Source organism: Arthrobacter sp. BGA-UO-ETr-C19, from assembly GCF_059568005.1.
The window spans coordinates 221,482-239,831 of sequence record NZ_JCAQPC010000021.1; the positions used below are offsets into that span (position 1 = coordinate 221,482).

Sequence of the window (18,350 nt, forward strand, 5' to 3'; positions counted from 1 at the left end):
CCGGTTGACGGGGGCGCTGCGCTTTTAACCGGCTGTTCCCGCCCGCATTAATCTGAACCGCCGATATTCAGGACTGCCGGCCAGGGGGTAATCGATTCTCGGGCTAATCTGCGGCCCATGGAACATTCCATACCGGGTGATTTCCGACACCCCGTCCAGTAGAGGGCTAATTCCCCGCCGGTTGGCATCGGGACGCTATTCAAAGCCTTCTCCGCCATTGCGCCGGCAACACCGCTACGGCAGCTGCGCGCACGTGTGCAAGACCCCGGGTTTCCCCTGTGGCGAACAAGCTCCCCAAGTCAGGGTTCCCCCACGTAGCATCAAAGTACGTCGTAGCTAGGAGTGTGGCGAAATGTTTGAGCGATTTACGGACCGTGCCCGTCGCGTAGTTGTGCTTGCCCAAGAAGAGGCACGCATGCTGAACCACAATTACATTGGTACCGAACACATCCTCTTGGGTCTGATCCACGAGGGTGAGGGCGTTGCCGCCAAAGCTCTTGAGTCCTTGAGCATTTCGCTCGACGGCGTCCGCGAGCAGGTGCAGGAGATCATCGGCCAGGGCCAGCAGGCGCCCTCCGGCCACATCCCCTTCACGCCGCGTGCAAAGAAGGTGCTGGAGCTTTCGCTGCGCGAAGCCCTGCAGCTCGGCCACAACTACATCGGCACGGAGCACATCCTGCTGGGACTCATCCGCGAGGGTGAGGGTGTGGCGGCGCAGGTGCTGGTAAAGCTTGGTGCCGACCTCAACCGGGTCCGCCAGCAGGTCATCCAGCTGCTCTCCGGCTACCAAGGCAAAGAGACCACCGGCGCCGGCGTCGGCCAGAGCCAGGCAGAGGGTACCCCCGCCGGCTCGGTTGTGCTGGACCAGTTCGGCCGAAACCTGACACAGGCTGCCCGCGAGAACAAGCTGGATCCTGTGATCGGCCGCGAGCAGGAAATGGAACGCGTCATGCAGGTCCTTTCCCGCCGCACCAAGAACAACCCCGTGCTGATCGGCGAGCCCGGCGTCGGCAAGACCGCCGTCGTCGAGGGCCTGGCCCAGGCGATTGTGCGCGGCGACGTGCCGGAGACCATCAAGGACAAGCAGCTGTACACGCTGGACCTTGGCTCCCTCGTGGCCGGCTCCCGCTACCGCGGTGACTTCGAAGAGCGGCTGAAGAAGGTCCTCAAGGAAATCCGCACCCGCGGCGACATCATCCTCTTCATCGACGAGATCCACACCCTCGTGGGTGCCGGTGCAGCCGAAGGTGCCATCGATGCAGCCTCGATCCTGAAGCCCATGCTGGCCCGCGGCGAGCTGCAGACCATCGGTGCCACCACGCTGGACGAGTACCGCAAGCACATCGAGAAGGATGCCGCCCTCGAGCGCCGCTTCCAGCCGATCCAGGTCAAGGAGCCGTCGGTTGCGCACGCAATCGAGATCCTCAAGGGCCTGCGGGACCGCTACGAGGCGCACCACCGCGTCACCATTACAGACGGCGCCCTCGCCTCGGCCGCGAACCTTTCCGAGCGCTACATCTCGGACCGGTTCCTGCCGGACAAGGCGATCGACCTCATCGATGAAGCCGGTGCCCGGCTCCGCATCCGCCGCATGACCGCTCCGCCGGAGCTCAAGGAGATGGACGAGCGCATCTCCGAGCTGAAGATGGAGAAGGAGTCCGCGATTGACGCGCAGGACTTCGAGGGTGCTGCCGCGCTGCGCGACAAGGAGCAGAAGCTCATCACCGAGCGCTCCGAGAAGGAACGCCACTGGAAGACCGGCGGCATGGACGACATCTCCGAGGTGGACGAGGACCTGATCGCCGAAGTACTGGCGAACTCCACGGGCATTCCGGTCTTCAAGCTGACCGAGGAAGAGTCCTCGCGGCTGCTGAAGATGGAAGACGAACTGCACAAGCGCGTCGTCGGCCAGGACGAGGCCATTAGGGCACTGTCCCAGGCCATCCGGCGCACCCGTGCAGGCTTGAAGGACCCGAAGCGCCCGGGCGGTTCGTTCATCTTCGCCGGCCCCACCGGCGTCGGCAAGACCGAACTCGCCAAGGCCCTCGCCGAGTTCCTGTTCGGTGAAGAGGATGCCCTCATCACGCTGGACATGTCCGAGTACTCCGAGAAGCACACGGTGTCGCGCCTCTTCGGTGCCCCTCCCGGCTACGTCGGCTACGAAGAGGGCGGGCAGCTGACCGAGAAGGTCCGCCGCCGTCCGTTCTCCGTGGTCCTGTTCGACGAAGTGGAGAAGGCCCACGCGGACCTCTTCAACTCGCTGCTGCAGATCCTGGAAGACGGCCGCCTGACCGACTCCCAGGGCCGCGTGGTGGACTTCAAGAACACCGTGATCATCATGACCACGAACCTCGGAACCCGGGACATCTCCAAGAGCGTTGCCACCGGTTTCCAGTCCGGCACGGACACCCAGACCGGCTACAACCGGATGCGTGCCCGGGTCACGGAGGAGCTCAAGCAGCACTTCCGCCCCGAGTTCCTCAACCGTGTTGACGACGTCGTGGTGTTCCCGCAGCTGACGCAGGACGAGATCATCGAGATCGTGGACATGTTCGTCACCCGCCTGGAGAAGCGCCTCAAGGACAAGGACATGGGCATCGAGCTGACCAAGGCAGCCAAGGTGCTCCTGGCCACCCGCGGCTACGATCCCGCCATGGGTGCCCGGCCGCTGCGCCGCACCATCCAGCGCGAGATCGAGGACCAGCTCTCCGAGAAGATCCTCTTCGGCGAGCTGCACCCTGGCGACATCGTGGTGGTGGATGTGGACGGCGAAGGCGACGACGCGAAGTTCACCTTCGCAGGCAACGCCAAGCCGCGCATCCCGGAAATCGCCCCGAGCGCCTAGCAACGGGCGCCCGGCTCCCAGCCGCACTCCAGCGCCAAGAGGCCCCGCCAGTCCCCGAAAGGGGGCAGGCGGGGCTTCCTGCGTTGGGGCGGCGGCGGAACAATTCTGAAAGTACTGTTTCACTAGTAGTGAACCCTTCTGTGATCCAGGGCACAGGAGGTGTTGAATCAGCACATGTCAACTGAAGATGCAGCGATCCTGCGTGAGCAACCGGCGACCCCTTTCCACGACCTCGACCACTACCTGGCGATCCCGCGCGTCAGTGGCCTGGCCCTCAGCCCCGACGGCCAGCGGCTGGTGACCACGGTCGCCACGCTCAACAGCAAGGGCACCGAGTACGCCACGGCGCTGTGGGAGCTGGACCCGGGCGGTGAGAAGCAGGCCCGCAGGATCACCCGCAGCGCCAAGGGCGAAGCCGGGGCCGCGTTCGCGGCCAACGGTGACGTCTACTTCACGTCCGCCCGGCCGGATCCGGACAAGGAGGCCGACGGCGACCCCGTCAGTGCTCTCTGGGTGCTCCCCGCAAACGGCGGCGAGGCCCGCGTGGTCCTGTCGAGGACCGGCGGCGTGGATAAGGTCATGGCGGCCAGGGACGCGAACGCGGCGTTCGTCACCGCTTCCGTTCTCGCCGGCTCCACCGACGAGGAGGATGACGCCGAACGCCGCAAGCGCCGCAAGGACAACAAGGTGGCGGCGATCCTGCACAGCGAGTATCCGGTGCGCTACTGGGACGCGGACCTCGGCCCTGCCCAGCCGCGGCTCTTCGCGTTGGAGCCGGGACCCGAGCAGGAGCCCGGCAAACCCGCCACCGTGGACAGCGCCGCGCCCCTCACGCTGCGCAACCTCACCCCGCAGGCAGGGTCCCGCCTCCGCGAGGCCGTCACGGTGGTCAGCCCGGATGGCAAGACCCTCTACACGAGCATTTTGAAGCCGCTGCCCAGGGCGGACCTCCGCTCGGTCCTGGCCGCCGTCGACGTTGCCACCGGTACCCTCCGGGTCCTCCTCGACGAGGAGGGCATGGATTACTTCCCGGGTCCTGTCAGCCCCGACGGCGCCACCCTGGCCGTCCTCAGCGTCAGCGACACCACGCCGCAGCGGGCCCCGCAGGTCAAGCTGCACCTTCTCGACGTCTCCGGCGAAGCCGGCCGGGAGGACCTGCAGCCCCTGGCTCACGGGTGGGACCGGTGGCCTCACCCGGAGGCGTGGCTTTCGGATGGATCCGCCCTCCTGGTCACGGCGGACGACGACGGCGCGTCGCCGGTTTTCGCGGTCAACGTTGCGTCAGGTGCCGCCCGGGGGAGCGTGACCCGGGTGACGCCGGACGCCGCGGCCTACACCGACGTCGTCGTTTCACCCGACGGCCGCAGCGCCTACGCTCTTCGGAGTTCGTATGAGTTCCCCGCCGAACCTGTCCGGATCGACCTCGCCACCGGGGACATTACGCGACTGCCGTCCCCGGCGGACCGGCCGCAAACCGAAGGGTCGCTGGAGCGGGTGGAGGCGACGGCGGCCGACGGCACCCGCGTGCCCGCCTACCTGGCCCTGCCCGTCGGGGCTTCCGCCGAGAACCCTGCGCCGCTGCTGCTGTGGATCCATGGCGGCCCGCTGGGATCCTGGAATGCCTGGACGTGGCGTTGGAATCCCTGGCTGCTCACGGCCCGGGGCTACGCTGTCCTGCTGCCGGATCCCGCTTTGTCCACGGGCTACGGCCAGGAATACATCCAGCGGGGCTGGGGTGGCTGGGGCAAGGCGCCGTACACGGACCTCATGGCCATCACGGATTCGGTGGTGCATCGGCCGGACATCGACGGCAGCCGCACGGCTGCGATGGGAGGCTCCTTCGGCGGCTACATGGCCAACTGGGTGGCCGGGCAGACCGACCGCTTCAAGGCGATCGTGACCCATGCCAGCCTGTGGGCGCTGGACCAGTTCGGGCCCACCACCGATGCGTCGCAGTACTGGCTCAAGGAAATGACGGCGGAAATGGCGCTGGAGAACTCCCCGCACCTGCACGTCGAGAAGATCCGGACGCCCATGCTGGTCATCCATGGCGACAAGGACTACCGCGTGCCCATCGGCGAAGGCCTGCGGCTCTGGTACGAGCTGCTGTCCAAGTCCCAGCTCGCCTCCGACGGCAACGGGCAGACGAGCCACCGGTTCCTCTTCTACCCCGACGAGAACCACTGGATCCTGCAGCCGCAGCACGCCAAGGTCTGGTACGGCGTGGTTGAACACTTCCTGGCCAGGAACGTCCTCGGCAAGGACATCGAACTCCCGGCCGATCTGGGCCTGTGACCTGCGGGCCGGAGGTGACCGTGGCTGCCGCCGTAAGATGGGGGCTGTGACTGACTCCTTCACTGTTCGCCCTGCCCGGACCAGCGATGTGGCTGCCATCAAGAAACTGGTGGCGCCGCTGGCGGAAGAACGAATACTGATGGCCAAGGAAACGGTGGCCTATTACGAGAGCCTGCAGGAGTTCCTCATCGCCGAGTCTGCGGCCGGCGAGGTCATCGGCTGCGGCGCCCTGCACGTCATGTGGGAGGACCTCGCGGAAGTTCGCACCCTGGCGGCCTCGGATGCGTGGCGCGGCAAGGGTGTGGGACACGTGCTGGTCGAGAGCCTCCTGAAGCAGGCGGAGGCGCTGGGCGTCGCGCGGGTGTTCTGCCTGACCTTCGAGGTGGACTTCTTCAAGCGGCACGGCTTCGAGGTGATGGCTGACCAGTCGGCCGTGGACCCGCAGGTGTACTCCGAGCTGCTGCGTTCGCATGACGAAGGCGTGGCGGAGTTCCTGGACCTCGCGCGGGTGAAGCCCAACACGCTCGGCAACACGCGGATGATCAAGGCTCTCTAGAGCCCGCCGCGACCTCTTCGCGGCTGGACTCCGCACGGCCGGACTCCGGCTCCGCGCGGCTGGCTTCCGCACGGCCCGGCTCGGCCTGCCCGTCCGGGTAGATGCCACGGGGCTCGGACCGTTGCCCGCGCCGCCAGTCCGGCGGCTGCAGCTTGGGGAGGACCTTGGCGAGGGCCAGGGCGGCATATATCACCGTGTTCACTGCCACGAAGGCCGCCGTGACGCGGAACCAGTCGGTGAAGAGCAATGACTCGGGCACGAGGATGCCCGCGGGTAGTGCTGCTGGGATCATGTTCAGCCCGCCTTTGCCAGGTGCTTCCAGCTGGCCTCCCGGCCCACCGACATGTCGATGATGCCCTTCACGTAGACCACGTTGAGGAACATGTCGAACATCAGTTCCGGGACGACGGCCAGGGCCAGGAGGCGCGCCCGCCAGCCACCGCGCCAGACGGTGATCATGCGCTCAAAGGAGAAAAGCAGGCCCAGCCCCAGCCAGAAGGGGAACCAGATCCACGTATCCAGCGCGAGCACCGTCAGGAGAATCAGCAGCAGGTAGGAGCTCAGGGCGATGACGCCGTAACCGAGGCCGAACTGCTGGGCCCAGTACCGCGCGGTGGGCGGGGTCAGGCCATAGGCTCCCAGGTTTTCCAGGGCGCCGCGCTGCCACCGCAGGCGCTGGGCCCAGAGCGTCCGCCACGTGGGCATGAGTTCGGTGACTACCGCACACTCAGACGGTGAGACCATGAGGCCGCCAAGCGACTTCAGGGCGATGGTCAGCTCGTTGTCTTCGGTGAGCGCCCAGGTGTCGTAGACATCACCTGTCACGCCGGGCAGGCCGCGGCCGCGATTCCCGGCCACGGCCCGGAGCGCGGCCGGACGGAATACCGAGGCGGTTCCCGTGAGCACGAAGACCCGGCCCCGCCGGCGCCTCATGTCCCGTGCGTACCTGATGTATTCGTTGCGCTGGAACTGGCCAAGCAGCCCGTGGCCCGGTTCGCCGTAAAAGAGTCCGCCGACGGCCATGAGCGCCCTGTCCCGTGTGAAGTATTCGACCGCGCAGGCCAGGAATCCGTCGTCGAGCAGCGTGTCGGCGTCCATCACCATGACCAGATCGTTCTCGCCCTGCCCGGGGAGCAGCCGCTTCAGCGCCTGGTTCAGGGCGCCGGCTTTCTTTTGGCTGTTGCGTACAGTCTCCAGAACCTCGACGCCGGCCGCACGGGCGAGGTCGACGGTCGCGTCGGTGCAGTTGTCCGCGACGACGATGATCCGCTGCGGCGGGTGGGACTGGGCGAGAAGCGACGCCAGTGTCGAAGGCAGCGACGCGGCTTCGTTGTGGGCCGGGATGAGGACTGTAAGGGTGACCGGTCCGGCATAAACGCCCCTCGTCCTGGCCATGACGATGCGGGGCGCCAGCGACTGTGCCGGGTTTGCTGACCGGCGCGCCTTCAGGGAGATGTGCCGGTCGGCCAGCGCGATTCCGGCAATAAGCAGGAAGGCGACGGCGACCGCCGTCGTCAGCAGCCACGGCGCCGGGGCTTCGGCGACGTAGAGCACACCCCAGACCCCCAGGAGCTTGCCTTTGCTCGGGGCGGAGACCGCCGGCGGTACAGTGGCCGTCACCGCGAGCCACAGCAGCACGGCTGTGCCGAGCGCCGCCAGGGCGATGATCACCCCGGCGGTCTTCTGTAGCATGCGTGGCGGTTTTATGGCTCACTCCTTCCGGTGCGGACTGACGTGGTGGTCGATCTGACCGAAGCGATCGTTGCAGGGCCGTCTCGGTTTTGCCGCGGAAACCGATCAAGATCCGATCAACCTTGCGCGTAAAAGCCCTTTCATTTTATAAATTTGCTGGATAAACTAGCGGGGAACCGGAAGGGGCAGCATTGGGGGCTGCCCCTTCCGCGGTTTCCTAGCTTCCCCGCAGCCGGTGCCGGTAGTAGGGTCAAAGCACATCCTGACTGATGTCAATGAAGCACCGAGAGCCCAGGAGCCGGCCGTGAAAAAGCTCATCAATGACCCCCGCGCTGTAGTCGATGAATCCGTGGAGGGATTCGGTCTTGCCCATGCGGACCTCGTGACCGTCAGTGCAGACCCGAAATACGTCACCCGAAAGGATGCCCCCGTTGCCGGCAAGGTCGGCCTGGTGTCCGGCGGTGGCAGCGGGCATGAACCACTGCATGCCGGCTTTGTGGGGCGCGGCATGCTCGACGCCGCCGTGCCCGGCGCCGTCTTTACCTCCCCGACCCCCGACCAGATCATTCCGGCCACGCTCGCCGTGAACTCCGGCGCCGGTGTGGTCCACATCGTCAAGAACTACACCGGCGACGTCCTGAACTTTGAGACGGCGGCGGAGATGGCCCAGGCGGAGGGCGTGGAAGTCCGTACCGTGCTCGTCAACGACGACGTCGCGGTGGAGGATTCGCTGTACACGGCCGGGCGCAGGGGAGTGGGCGGCACGGTCCTGGTGGAGAAGATCGCCGGTGCCGCAGCAGAGCGCGGCGACGACCTCGACGCGGTGGCGGCCATCGGCGACCGCGTCAACCAAAACGTGCGGACCATGGGCGTTGCGCTCTCGGCCTGCACGGTGCCACATGCCGGATCCCCGAGCTTTGACCTCGAGGACAACGAGATCGAAATCGGCATCGGGATCCACGGCGAGCCGGGCCGGCACAAGATCGCCATGGAAAACGCCGACGGCATCACCAACCGCCTGCTGGAACCGATTCTCAGCGACCTCGGAACGGCGTCGGGGGAGAAGGTGCTCCTGTTCGTCAACGGCATGGGCGGAACGCCGCTGAGTGAGCTGTACATCGTCTACCGCCGGGCCGCCCAGATCCTGGCGGAGCGTGGCATTGCGGTGGAGCGTTCCCTTGTGGGGAACTACATCACATCCCTTGAGATGCAGGGCTGCTCAATCTCCGTCCTTCGGCTTGACGACGAGATGACGGCCCTCTGGGATGCCCCTGTGCACACGCCCGCCCTGCGCTGGGGCGTGTAGCAATGGGGCTGGACGTGACCTGGGCCGTCAAATGGCTGACGCTGTCCGCCCAGGCAATGGCGGAACACAGGGTGGAACTCATCGAGCTGGACAGGGCCATCGGGGATTCGGACCACGGCGAAAACATGGACCGTGGCTTCCAGGCGGTCCTCGACAAGTTGGCCGAAAGTCCTCCCGAGACGCCCGGCGCAGCGCTCAAGCTGACGGCCATGGCTCTGATGTCGAAGGTTGGCGGGGCGGCCGGTCCGCTCTATGGCACGGCATTCCTGCGGGCCGCGACCACGCTGGGGGATGCCTCGAACGTGGATGCCCCGGCACTCGCCGCAGCACTCGCGGCGGCACGGGACGGCATCGTGGCCCGGGGAAAGGCCGAAGCAGGCGACAAGACGATGGTGGATGCCTGGACGCCGGCAGTTGACGCGGCGGCAGCAGCCGCGGCCGACGGCGACACGCTGGCCGTCCTCATCGCCGCGGCGGAAGCCGCCGAGGCGGGCGCCGTGGCGACGGACCCCCTGGTGGCGCGCAAGGGCAGGGCCAGCTACCTCGGGGAGCGCAGTGCAGGCCACCGTGACCCAGGGGCGGCCTCGAGTGCCCTCATTCTCCGCGCCGCAGCCGGAGCCGCCGCATGACGGTGCGGATCGTGGTGGTTTCGCACAGTGACAAGATTGCCGACGGCGCCGTGGAACTCGCGGCCCAGATGGCGCCGGACGTGATGATGGTTCCGGCCGGCGGAACGTCTGACGGCCGCATCGGTACCAGCATGGAAAAGGTGATGGCAGCACTGGAAACCGCGGCCGGAGACGACGGTATTGTGGTGCTGACCGATCTGGGCTCGGCCGTGATGACCGCGGAATCGGCCCTGGAGTTCGCCGAGGGCGGTGCCCCGGTGCTCCTCGCAGACGCCCCCATCGTCGAGGGGCTCGTGGCGGCCGCGGTGGCGGCCCAGGGCGGCGCCAGCGTTCACGCTGTCCGGCGCGCCGCCGAGGCCACCCATGGCTATCCCGCGTCCCGTCCCAAGGCCGAGGACCGCGCCGCCGCAGGCGGCCTGACTGCAGGCAACAACCAGGCTGCCTACGGCCCGGAGGCGGCGGAGCCGGAAGCTCCGGCCGTCCCGGATGCCAGCGGCGACTTTGAGCTCGTAAACCTCGCAGGCATGCACGCCCGGCCCGCCGCCAAGATAGCCGGCGGGCTGTCGGCGCTGGATGCCGAGGTGACCGTGAACGGGGTGGATGGCGGCTCTATGACGGGGCTGATGACACTGGGCGCGGGCAAGGGCTCGATGCTGCACGTGGAAGCGTACGGCCCCGACGCCGAACGGGCCGTGGAATACGTAGCGGGGCTCGTCAGGAACGGCTTCGGGGAACCCTGACGCGGATCAGGCCAGGCCTCCCTGTCCTGGCAGGCTACCTGTCCTGCCTCAGGCCCGCCGCATCCAGGACCACGGAAGCGGAGACAAACCGTCCGCACTGCTCGCCAAACGGGTAGCTGGCCCTGGGCTCGAAGTGCAGCGTGCGTGTGGGCAGCGGCTTGCCGTTGGCGTACGACCCGCTCGCGGTGACGTCGATGGGGGTCTCACCCAGGGTGTCCAGTTCAAGCAGCCCGCGTTGGGTGCCGTCCGGCTTGGACGTTGCCGAACACGCCGTCGGGCCTGGAATCATCGGCGCAACCCAGATCCACCGGGACGGAGCCCGGTACGAGGTCGATGGTGTCCTCTTTGCACTTGCCGTCCTGGCACGCCTTCAGTTGCAGCGTTTTCACTTCGGGCGAGTAGCCGGCCGCCACAGTAACGGCGACTCCGGACACCTGGCCGACTGCCGGGCACACCGACTCGAAAGCATGGCAGCCCGAGATGAGTGCCGTCGTCGTGATTGTGGCCAAAAATACCCCTGTCTTGCCCATACTTCAGGGTAAGACCGCCCCTCGGCGGCGGAGCCGGCGGGCGCAAACTGGCGCCCTCATCGTTATCCGGGTCCCGTCGCTGGGTGCCTAATTGAGACCAAAATCCACGGCGCGGAGCCGGGGCCACACCCGTGTCCGTGGCTGTCAGGCGGGCAGCCCGTAGCCGCCCTGGTGCAGCTCAGCCAGGCCGTCCTCCAGAAGGCCCGCCAGCGCCCGTTCCAGCTGCTCCGGCGCGCAGTTCAGCCGGTGCAGGGCAGCCAGCGGCACGCCGATGCCGACGGCTTCGAACCCGAGGTCGGCCGGAGCCCGTTGGAACATCTCAGCCGGCACGGGCGCGTCCGCCAGCCGGAGAACGGCCATCACGCCGCCGCGGACCTGACGGTCGGTGCCGTGCCACGCCTGGCCCTTGGGCGTGTACGACGGCGGCGGCTCGCCGGCGGCGAGCCAGGCACACCGGTCGCGCACCGGGCACGCCGGGCATTTGGGCGCCCGCGCCGTGCACACCAGGGCCCCCAGCTCCATGACCGAGGCGTTCCAACGGACTGAACTGCCGGCATCGGAGGGCAGCAGCTCCGCGGCAAGACGCATCTCCGCGGCCGTCAGGGCGGGGGCGGGCAGGGCCGCTCCCGAAAAGAGCCGAGCGTGGACGCGCCGGATGTTGGTATCCACCACCGTCTCACGCCGGCCATAGGCGAAGGCGGCGACGGCGGCAGCCGTATAGCTGCCCACGCCCGGCAGGCTGAGCAGCTCGGCGTACCCCGACGGAACAGTGCCGCCGTGGTCACGCTCGATGGCGACTGCCGCGCCGTGCAGCCTGAGCGCGCGCCGCGGATAGCCCAGCCGGCCCCAGGCACGGACGGCCTCGCCAGCGGGTTCCCGTGCCAGCGCGGCGGGCTCCGGCCACCGGCGCAGCCATTCTGCCCAGACCGGCAGCACACGCACCACGGGGGTCTGCTGCAGCATGATCTCGCTGACCAGCACGCCCCAGGGCGGGCAGCCGGCCGCGCGCCACGGCAGGTCACGGGCCTCGGCCTCGAACCAGTCCTCCAAGGTGGAGTGGACGTCGTTTAACTCGGGGTAATCGCTAGTGGTTTTGATGCCAACACTCTAGTTGAAAACCCGACGGCGGTTCCCGGCACGTACGGTCAGCTGGCCTCCTGCTCCTCGGGAGGCAGCCCCTGCCGCCGCGCGGGCAGCCGCCTCACATGGCCGTGCAGGGTTTCACCGCCGCGCCCGTTGGCCGCCGGAACAGCAAGGGCCACCACGAAGCTGGCACTGTTCGGGTCCCCGGAGCGGATGGTCAGGCTGCGCGTTCCTTCCGGTATTGAGGGCGCAAAGAACTGCAGCTGGCGGGAGCCGACGGTGGCCACCTCATCCAACCTGTACTCTGTGCCAAAGTGGTCATGGACAACGATTGCGGGGGTTTGCGGCTGGTCTTCGCTGACCGATGCGAGGTGCAGGTTCACCACTATCCCGGTGTCCCAGATCTCAACCGCAAGCACCGTGAACTCGATCCCCTGGCTCTGATGTTTGCCAAACGTCAGCGGCAGCAGGACGCGTTCGAGGTGACCGCCAAACAAGTGATCTACCATCACAGGTCCTCTCCCAACTCGGCCCGGTAAGTGGTAACCGGGATTCAATTTTAGTAAGTGTGCTGACAGTTGTCACCCGAATTTGAGTTACGAATTGGACATGGTGCGGCAGGGGCGGCGTGGTGGGGCCGCAGAAAGCCGGCCGTTCCTTAGCCTAGAAGGATGGGCAGGCAAGACACTCCGAACTCCGGCGCGGGCCGGAACCGGTCGCCGAAATCGGCGGCACAGAAATCAGCGGCACGGAACAACACGGCACGGAACACTGCGGCACGGAACAGCGCGGCGCCCCGCGCAGTGCGCAAGCCGAGCCCCGCCGTGTACCGCCGCCGTCGGCTCTTTGCCGGAGTGGCGCTGCTGCTGGTCCTGGGCCTGATCGCCGGCGGTGTCGCAACAGTTACCAGCCTCCTGGGAGGCGCCCAGCAGGCTTCGTCCGCCCAGGACTCCACAACGCAGGATTCTGCGGCGCAAGGTTCTTCGACGCAAGGCGACGGCACCGCCCAACCCGGTTCCGCGGCGTCGGCCAGCCCGTCAGCAACCCCGTCCGCTTCGCCCACCTGCGACCAGAAGCTGGTGACTGTCAAGGCAACCACGAACAAGACGTCCTACGCCGCGGACGAAAAGCCAGTGCTGAGCCTCACGGTCACCAACGGCGGAAAGCTGCCCTGCAAGGTGAACATCGGAACGTCGCAGATGGACTTCCTGGTCACCAGCGGCTCGGACCGTGTTTTCTCATCCGCCGACTGCCAGGCTGCCAGCACTGACCTGGTCAAGACCATCGCGCCCGGAAAGAGCGAAACCGCGAACTTCCCGTGGCCGCGCAACCGTTCCGTGCAGGGCTGCGAGAGTGTCCCTGATGGCGCGGTTGCCAGCGGCGGGTACTACGTGTTCATCGCGAAGCTTGGCGCCAAGGTCAGCCCGCCGACGGTCTTCCAGCTCAGCTGACGTCCCAGCCCCATCGGTTGCTCCGTAACGGCCCTTGTGGGCGTCCAAAAGGGCACTTCCGGAGCAACCGATCGGGGTTAGAGGAAGCGGTCCAGCAGGCTGGCTTCGGCCATCCGGCTGAGGCCCTCCCGCACCGTGCGGGCGCGCTGGTCGCCGATGCCGTCCACGGTCATCAGGTCGTCAATGGTGGCCGCCATGAGGTACTGCAGCCCGCCGAAGTGGTCCACCAGCCTGTCGGCGACGGCTTTCGGCACGGCCTTCAGCCCGGAAAGAAGCCGGTAGCCGCGCGGCTGCACCACGGCGTCAAGGGTGTCGACGCCGCCGGCGAAGCCGATGATCCCCGCGATTTTGCTGAGGTCGATGAGTTCTGTGGGACCGAGGTTGAGGAGCGCGCTGACCGCGCCGTCGATGTCCTCGGGAGAGGCGTTCGGCCCGGCGTAGTCGCGGATGATGATGTCGCTGCCGGGGCCGCGGCCCACGGTGAGCTCGTCCAGTTGGAGGGACAGGAGCCTGCCATCCTCGCCCAGTTCCAGGACGTACTGCGAGATCTCCTCGGAAATCCGGCGCACCATTTCCTGGCGCTGCAGGGTCACGGCGACGTCGCGCACGGTGACCATGGCCTCGATCTCCAGGGCGGACAGCGAGCTGGTCACCTGGTCCAGGCGGGAGCGGTAGCGTTCAAGCGTGGCCAAGGCCTGGTTGGCGCGCGCCAGGACCTTTTCGGAGCCTTCGAGCACATGCCGAAGCCCGTTGACGTACAGGGCGATGATCTGCATGGACTGGCTCACCGAAATTACCGGGACGCCGGTCTGGATGGCGACGCGTTCGGCGGTCCGGTGGCGGGTGCCGGATTCCTGGGTTTCGATGCTGGGGTCCGGCACGAGCTGGACGGCCGCCCGGAGGATGTTGCCGGCGTCCCTGTCGCAGATGATGGCGCCGTCCATCTTGGCCAGTTCGCGGAGCCTCGTTGGTGAGAAGTCGATGCCGATGTCGAAGCCACCCGAGCAGATGGAGTCGATGGTCCGGTCCGAGCCCAGCACGATCAGCGCACCGGTGCGTCCACGGAGAATGCGTTCCAGGCCGTCCCGCAGCGCGGTCCCCGGGGCCACCCTCCCCAAAGTCGCTTTGAGCGATTCTTCAGGGCTGCGAGCCATAGATATTCCCTTCAAAGGTGCAGGCGGGGCCTGCAGGTTTGCCGGTTTTCACTAGTCCGCCGGCAGGATCAAAAGTACTCGGTTTCCCGCATGCACCATCCTAGAGGTACATTACCCCAGCAACCGCACGGGCAAGCCTCAAAGTGCCCCGTCGGAGGCATGCGGAACGGGCCTCCGCAGTGCGTCCGACGGCGGTTGGCTGAGGGGCACTTTTGGTCCGCTTTCGGTGCGGATTCCGCCCCTGCGATAAACTTGAAGCCTTGGCTGGCAGGTTCCGGCCGCCACATTTCCAACCTAGATCCCCCGCGGATCGCAGTGAAAGTAGCACCGTGTCCCAAGAAGTGCAGAGCCCCGCCCGAGTGCACGAGATCCACAAGCAGGCTTCCCGGCGCCGGACGTTCGCCGTTATCTCCCACCCGGACGCCGGCAAGTCCACGCTCACCGAGGCGCTGGCCCTGCACGCCAAGGTGATCGGCACCGCGGGTGCTTCCAGCGGCAAGGCCAACCGCAAGGAGACGGTCTCGGACTGGATGCAGATGGAGAAGGACCGCGGCATTTCCATCAGCTCGGCCGCCCTGCAGTTTTCCTACCGGGACACCGTGATCAACCTGCTGGACACCCCCGGCCACGCGGACTTCTCCGAGGACACCTACCGGGTGCTCGCCGCCGTCGACTGCGCCGTGATGCTCGTGGACGCTGCCAAGGGCCTGGAGACGCAGACCATGAAGCTTTTCGAGGTCTGCAAGCAGCGGAACCTCCCCATCATCACGGTCATCAACAAGTGGGACCGCCCCGGCCTGGACGCCCTGGCCCTCATGGACGAGATCACCGAACGCACCGGGCTGCAGCCCATGCCCCTGACCTGGGCCGTGGGCATCTCCGGTGATTTCCGCGGCGTCTGGGATCTGCGTAACGACAGGTTCGCGCGCTTCCAGCGGAACAACGCCGGCGCCAGCATCGCCCTCACTGAATACTTCACCCCCGAAGAGGCAGCCGAAAGCCAGGGCGGCAACTGGACCGACGCCGTCGACGAGGCGGGGCTGGTGATCGAGTCCAACCTCGCCTTCGACGTCGAGAGCTTCCACGCGGGCAAGGCCACCCCCATCCTGTTCAGCTCCGCGGCGCTGAACTTCGGCGTCAAGGAACTTCTGGACGCCCTGGTGGACTTCGCCCCGCCGGCCGCGCCCCGGCCGGACATCGAGGGCACCCCGCGTGCTGTCGAGTCGCCGTTCTCCGGCTTCGTCTTCAAGGTCCAGGCGGGCATGAACAAGGCCCACCGCGACCACGTGGCCTTTATCCGCGTCTGCTCCGGCGTGTTCGAGCGCGGCATGGTGGTCACCCAGACCCGGACCGGAAAGTCGTTCGCCACGAAGTACGCGCAGCAGGTTTTCGGCCGCGAACGCGAGGTCATCGACGAGGCCTACCCGGGCGACGTCGTAGGCCTGGTCAACGCCTCCTCGCTGCGGGTGGGCGACAGCCTGTTCCTTGAGGAAGCCGTGGAGTTCCCGGCCATTCCGCTGTTCGCTCCCGAGCACTTCCAGGTTGCCCGCTCCAAGGACCCCAGCCGCTTCAAGCAGTTCCGCCGCGGCATCGAGCAGCTCGAGCACGAGGGCGTCATCCAGGTGCTGCGCTCCGACGTCCGCGGTGACCAGGCGCCGGTGCTTGCCGCCGTCGGACCCATGCAGTTCGAAGTGGTGGAGGACCGCATGGCGCACGACTTCAGCGCGCCGATGCGCCTGGAACGCCTCCCGTATTCCATGGCCAGGATCTCGACGGCGGACGCCATGCCGGCGCTGGCCAACGTGCCCGGCGCCGAGGTGCTGCTGCGGTCCGACGGCGAATACCTGGCCCTCTTCAACGATGTCTGGGCCCTGCGCCGCATCGAGAAGAACCATCCGGACCTCACGCTGATTCCTATCGGTACGCACAACCCCGCAAAGTAGCTGCGCCAACGAGGGGCTCCGGCTCCCGAACGGTCTCCCAACCAACGAAGCAAGGTATAGCCGTGTCCACAAACCAGCCGTCTGCAGCAGCACCTGTTACAGGATCAGCCAGAGTCGTCGTGACCGGAATGGGTTCCATGAATCCGCTGGGGGCCACCGTGGCCGAGACCTGGGAGGCGATGATGGCCGGGCGCTCGGGCATCGCGGCGCTGGACGACGGGTGGGCTGAGGCCCTGCCGGTGCGCATCGCCGGCCGCGTCACCGCCGACCTTGGTGCCTTCCTGGGCACCCGCGAGCTGAAGCGGATGGACCGCTGCGGGCAGCTGGCACTCGTTGCCTCCCGCGAAGCCTGGGAGCAGGCCGGGAAGCCGAGCGTCGAACCGGAGCGGTTCGCCGTCGTGATCGGCTCGGCCTACGGCGGCATGGACACCGTGCTCGCGCAGGTCAGGGAGCTGGACAACGGCGGCCCGCGCAAGGTTTCCCCGCACACGCTGACCCGGCTCATGGTGAACGGGCCCTCCGCATGGGTTTCCATCGACCTCGGTGCCAAGGGCGGGGCACGCACTCCCGTCAGCGCCTGTGCGTCCGGGGCCGAAGCGATTGCCCAGGGTGCCGAAATGATCAGGTCCGGGGCGGCCGACGTCGTAATTGCCGGCGGCGTTGATGCCTGCGTCAACGACCTGATCATCAGCGGTTTTTCCCAGATCCGGGCGCTCTCCACCCGAAACGACGATCCGGAGCGGGCCTCGCGGCCGTTCGACCGGGACCGCGACGGGTTCGTCCTGTCCGAGGGGGCGGGGATCGTGGTGCTCGAAAGCGAGGACCACGCGCGTGCCCGGGGCGCGGAAGTGCTGGGCGGGATTGCCGGGGCCGCCGTGACCTCGGACGCGAACGACATCGTGGCAGCCGATCCGGACATGCAGGTGCGGGTCATGGAGAAGGCCCTCGCCTCCGCCGGCCTCCATGGAACTGACATCGGGTTCGTGCACGCGCACGCCACGTCGACGCCCGTGGGAGACCGGCTGGAGGCGCAGGCCATCAAGGCCATTGCCGGTGACCAGGTCCCGGTGACCTCCACGAAGTCCCTCACCGGACACCTGCTCGGCGGAGCGGGTGCGCTGGCCGCCATCGCCACGCTGCAGGCACTCCGGACCGGCGACCTGCCCGGCACCTACAACGTGGCTGCCCTTGACCCCGAGGTGGAGCTCAACGTCATCACCGGTACGGTCACCGGCAGCACCGCGACGGCGGGACTCGTCAATGCATTCGGTTTCGGCGGGCACAGCGCGGCGCTCGTGGTCACCCGCGCTTAACGCTTCCTGGTCCGCACCAGCGCCGCCGTACCGGCGGTCAGGCCGAGCAGACCTGCGCCCAGGCCGACGATGCCGAAGGTGTTGTCTGGCGCAGCAGCGACCGGGGTGGTGGACGACGCCGCTGCTGTGTCCGCAGTTGCCGTGTCTGCAGCGGTGTCCGCCGAAGCAGCCGGTGCCGCATGGGAGTGCTCGTCGGCCGCCGCGGTGGTGACGAAGGAGGGAACCGGGTGCTTGGGCTCGGCCTGGCCGGCGGTTTCGGGCTGGTTCCAGTTCACCACCGTTCCGTCGGAGTAGGTCTGCGCAGCAGGCAGGGCCACGGTGGTACCCGCCTCCGGAAGCCGCCCCACCGAAATGGAGAATGTCTGGTACTCGTGCTGCCCGAGCTGGTGGGCCGCATCGGCAGTCCAGGTGACCGTGGCGGCGGCCTTGGTGATCTTGGCCCCTTCCACCGTGACGGGAGCGGGCAGGGCTGCCTCCGTGATCTTCGCCGTCCAGCCGTCCATGGGCTTGACGGAAACGGAGGTGAACGGCGTCGCCGTCGGCAGTGTAACGGAGACCTTGGTGGTCTTGGCGGTTTCGGACTCGTTGGGAACCTTGAAGGTCAGCTGCGAGAAGCCGCCGGCCGAGGTTGAAGCCGGATCCACGTGGACGTGGGCGGATGCCGAACCCACACCCAGGACCATGAGGCCGGCCGCCGCTGAGACAACGGTGACGGTTTTGAGTGTGGAAGTTTTCAGTGTCGGGGACTTCAGTGCAGGGGTGTTTGAGGTGGTCATGACAGGGCCTTTCGCGGTGCTGCCGCGCTCGCACCGA

At 67.3% G+C, this 18,350-nt stretch carries 16 protein-coding genes; 9 read left to right on the forward strand and 7 right to left on the reverse strand.

Translation table 11 applies throughout. From position 1 onward, the window contains the following. The first annotated feature begins 352 nt into the window (after positions 1–352). The 3 genes from AC57BR_RS14045 to AC57BR_RS14055 all read left to right on the forward strand — a co-directional run bounded on the left by AC57BR_RS14045 (position 353) and on the right by AC57BR_RS14055 (position 5,696). A complete protein-coding gene (locus AC57BR_RS14045; protein WP_307099117.1) occupies positions 353–2,845 on the forward strand; it encodes an ATP-dependent Clp protease ATP-binding subunit in 2,493 nt (830 codons plus the stop codon). Positions 2,846–3,019: 174 nt separating this feature from the next. Then, a complete protein-coding gene (locus AC57BR_RS14050; RefSeq protein WP_496361554.1) occupies positions 3,020–5,140 on the forward strand; it encodes a prolyl oligopeptidase family serine peptidase in 2,121 nt (706 codons plus the stop codon). A gap of 37 nt (positions 5,141–5,177) precedes the next feature. Further along, complete coding sequence (locus tag AC57BR_RS14055; protein ID WP_043418058.1) at positions 5,178–5,696, forward strand: amino-acid N-acetyltransferase; 519 nt, start codon at positions 5,178–5,180, stop codon at positions 5,694–5,696. On the opposite strand, the gene AC57BR_RS14060 is transcribed toward AC57BR_RS14055, so the two are convergent. Both AC57BR_RS14060 and AC57BR_RS14065 read right to left on the reverse strand, forming a co-directional pair. After that, on the reverse strand, positions 5,683–5,988 hold the full coding sequence (locus AC57BR_RS14060) for a hypothetical protein (RefSeq protein ID WP_496361556.1): 306 nt from the start codon (positions 5,986–5,988) through the stop codon (positions 5,683–5,685). The two genes, AC57BR_RS14055 and AC57BR_RS14060, sit on opposite strands and share 14 nt — an antisense overlap. 2 nt (positions 5,989–5,990) lie before the next feature. Further along, positions 5,991–7,388, reverse strand: a complete 1,398-nt coding sequence (locus tag AC57BR_RS14065) for a glycosyltransferase family 2 protein (protein WP_496361558.1) — start codon at positions 7,386–7,388, stop codon at positions 5,991–5,993. Between the two features lie 304 nt (positions 7,389–7,692). Between AC57BR_RS14065 and dhaK the strand changes: the two genes are divergently transcribed. From dhaK to dhaM, 3 genes are read left to right on the forward strand one after another with little or no spacing between them, the layout of a single operon-like run. Further along, complete coding sequence (gene dhaK / locus AC57BR_RS14070) at positions 7,693–8,694, forward strand: dihydroxyacetone kinase subunit DhaK (protein ID WP_496361560.1); 1,002 nt, start codon at positions 7,693–7,695, stop codon at positions 8,692–8,694. Between the two features lie 2 nt (positions 8,695–8,696). Next, positions 8,697–9,323 (forward strand): dihydroxyacetone kinase subunit DhaL, encoded by a 627-nt coding sequence (gene dhaL / locus AC57BR_RS14075; RefSeq protein WP_496361562.1) that lies wholly within the window; start codon positions 8,697–8,699, stop codon positions 9,321–9,323. Then, positions 9,320–10,063: a dihydroxyacetone kinase phosphoryl donor subunit DhaM gene (gene dhaM / locus AC57BR_RS14080; RefSeq protein WP_496361564.1), complete on the forward strand. Its 744-nt coding sequence runs from the start codon at positions 9,320–9,322 to the stop codon at positions 10,061–10,063. The genes dhaL and dhaM overlap by 4 nt, the downstream gene beginning before the upstream one ends. 34 nt (positions 10,064–10,097) lie before the next feature. On the opposite strand, the gene AC57BR_RS14085 is transcribed toward dhaM, so the two are convergent. The 3 genes from AC57BR_RS14085 to AC57BR_RS14095 form a co-directional block, all read right to left on the reverse strand. Continuing rightward, positions 10,098–10,352: a hypothetical protein gene (locus tag AC57BR_RS14085; RefSeq protein ID WP_496361566.1), complete on the reverse strand. Its 255-nt coding sequence runs from the start codon at positions 10,350–10,352 to the stop codon at positions 10,098–10,100. A gap of 385 nt (positions 10,353–10,737) precedes the next feature. Then, positions 10,738–11,574 carry an HhH-GPD family protein gene (locus tag AC57BR_RS14090; protein WP_496361854.1) on the reverse strand — a complete coding sequence of 279 codons (837 nt, stop codon included), beginning with the start codon at positions 11,572–11,574 and terminating at the stop codon, positions 10,738–10,740. A 164-nt stretch (positions 11,575–11,738) separates the two neighbouring features. Beyond that, positions 11,739–12,185 carry a hypothetical protein gene (locus AC57BR_RS14095; RefSeq protein WP_496361568.1) on the reverse strand — a complete coding sequence of 149 codons (447 nt, stop codon included), beginning with the start codon at positions 12,183–12,185 and terminating at the stop codon, positions 11,739–11,741. A gap of 162 nt (positions 12,186–12,347) precedes the next feature. Here AC57BR_RS14095 and AC57BR_RS14100 point away from each other — a divergent pair, with 162 nt between their 5' ends. Further along, complete coding sequence (locus AC57BR_RS14100; RefSeq protein ID WP_496361570.1) at positions 12,348–13,127, forward strand: hypothetical protein; 780 nt, start codon at positions 12,348–12,350, stop codon at positions 13,125–13,127. Between the two features lie 77 nt (positions 13,128–13,204). Here the strand turns inward: AC57BR_RS14100 and disA are convergent, their stop codons facing one another. Next, complete coding sequence (disA, locus tag AC57BR_RS14105) at positions 13,205–14,281, reverse strand: DNA integrity scanning diadenylate cyclase DisA (protein ID WP_003799779.1); 1,077 nt, start codon at positions 14,279–14,281, stop codon at positions 13,205–13,207. A gap of 329 nt (positions 14,282–14,610) precedes the next feature. Here disA and AC57BR_RS14110 point away from each other — a divergent pair, with 329 nt between their 5' ends. After that, positions 14,611–16,224 (forward strand): peptide chain release factor 3, encoded by a 1,614-nt coding sequence (locus AC57BR_RS14110; protein WP_496361573.1) that lies wholly within the window; start codon positions 14,611–14,613, stop codon positions 16,222–16,224. 128 nt (positions 16,225–16,352) lie between these two features. After that, on the forward strand, positions 16,353–17,537 hold the full coding sequence (locus tag AC57BR_RS14115; protein WP_496361856.1) for a beta-ketoacyl-[acyl-carrier-protein] synthase family protein: 1,185 nt from the start codon (positions 16,353–16,355) through the stop codon (positions 17,535–17,537). On the opposite strand, the gene AC57BR_RS14120 is transcribed toward AC57BR_RS14115, so the two are convergent. Then, positions 17,534–18,313: a YcnI family copper-binding membrane protein gene (locus AC57BR_RS14120; protein ID WP_496361575.1), complete on the reverse strand. Its 780-nt coding sequence runs from the start codon at positions 18,311–18,313 to the stop codon at positions 17,534–17,536. The genes AC57BR_RS14115 and AC57BR_RS14120 overlap by 4 nt on opposite strands. Positions 18,314–18,350: the final 37 nt, after the last annotated feature.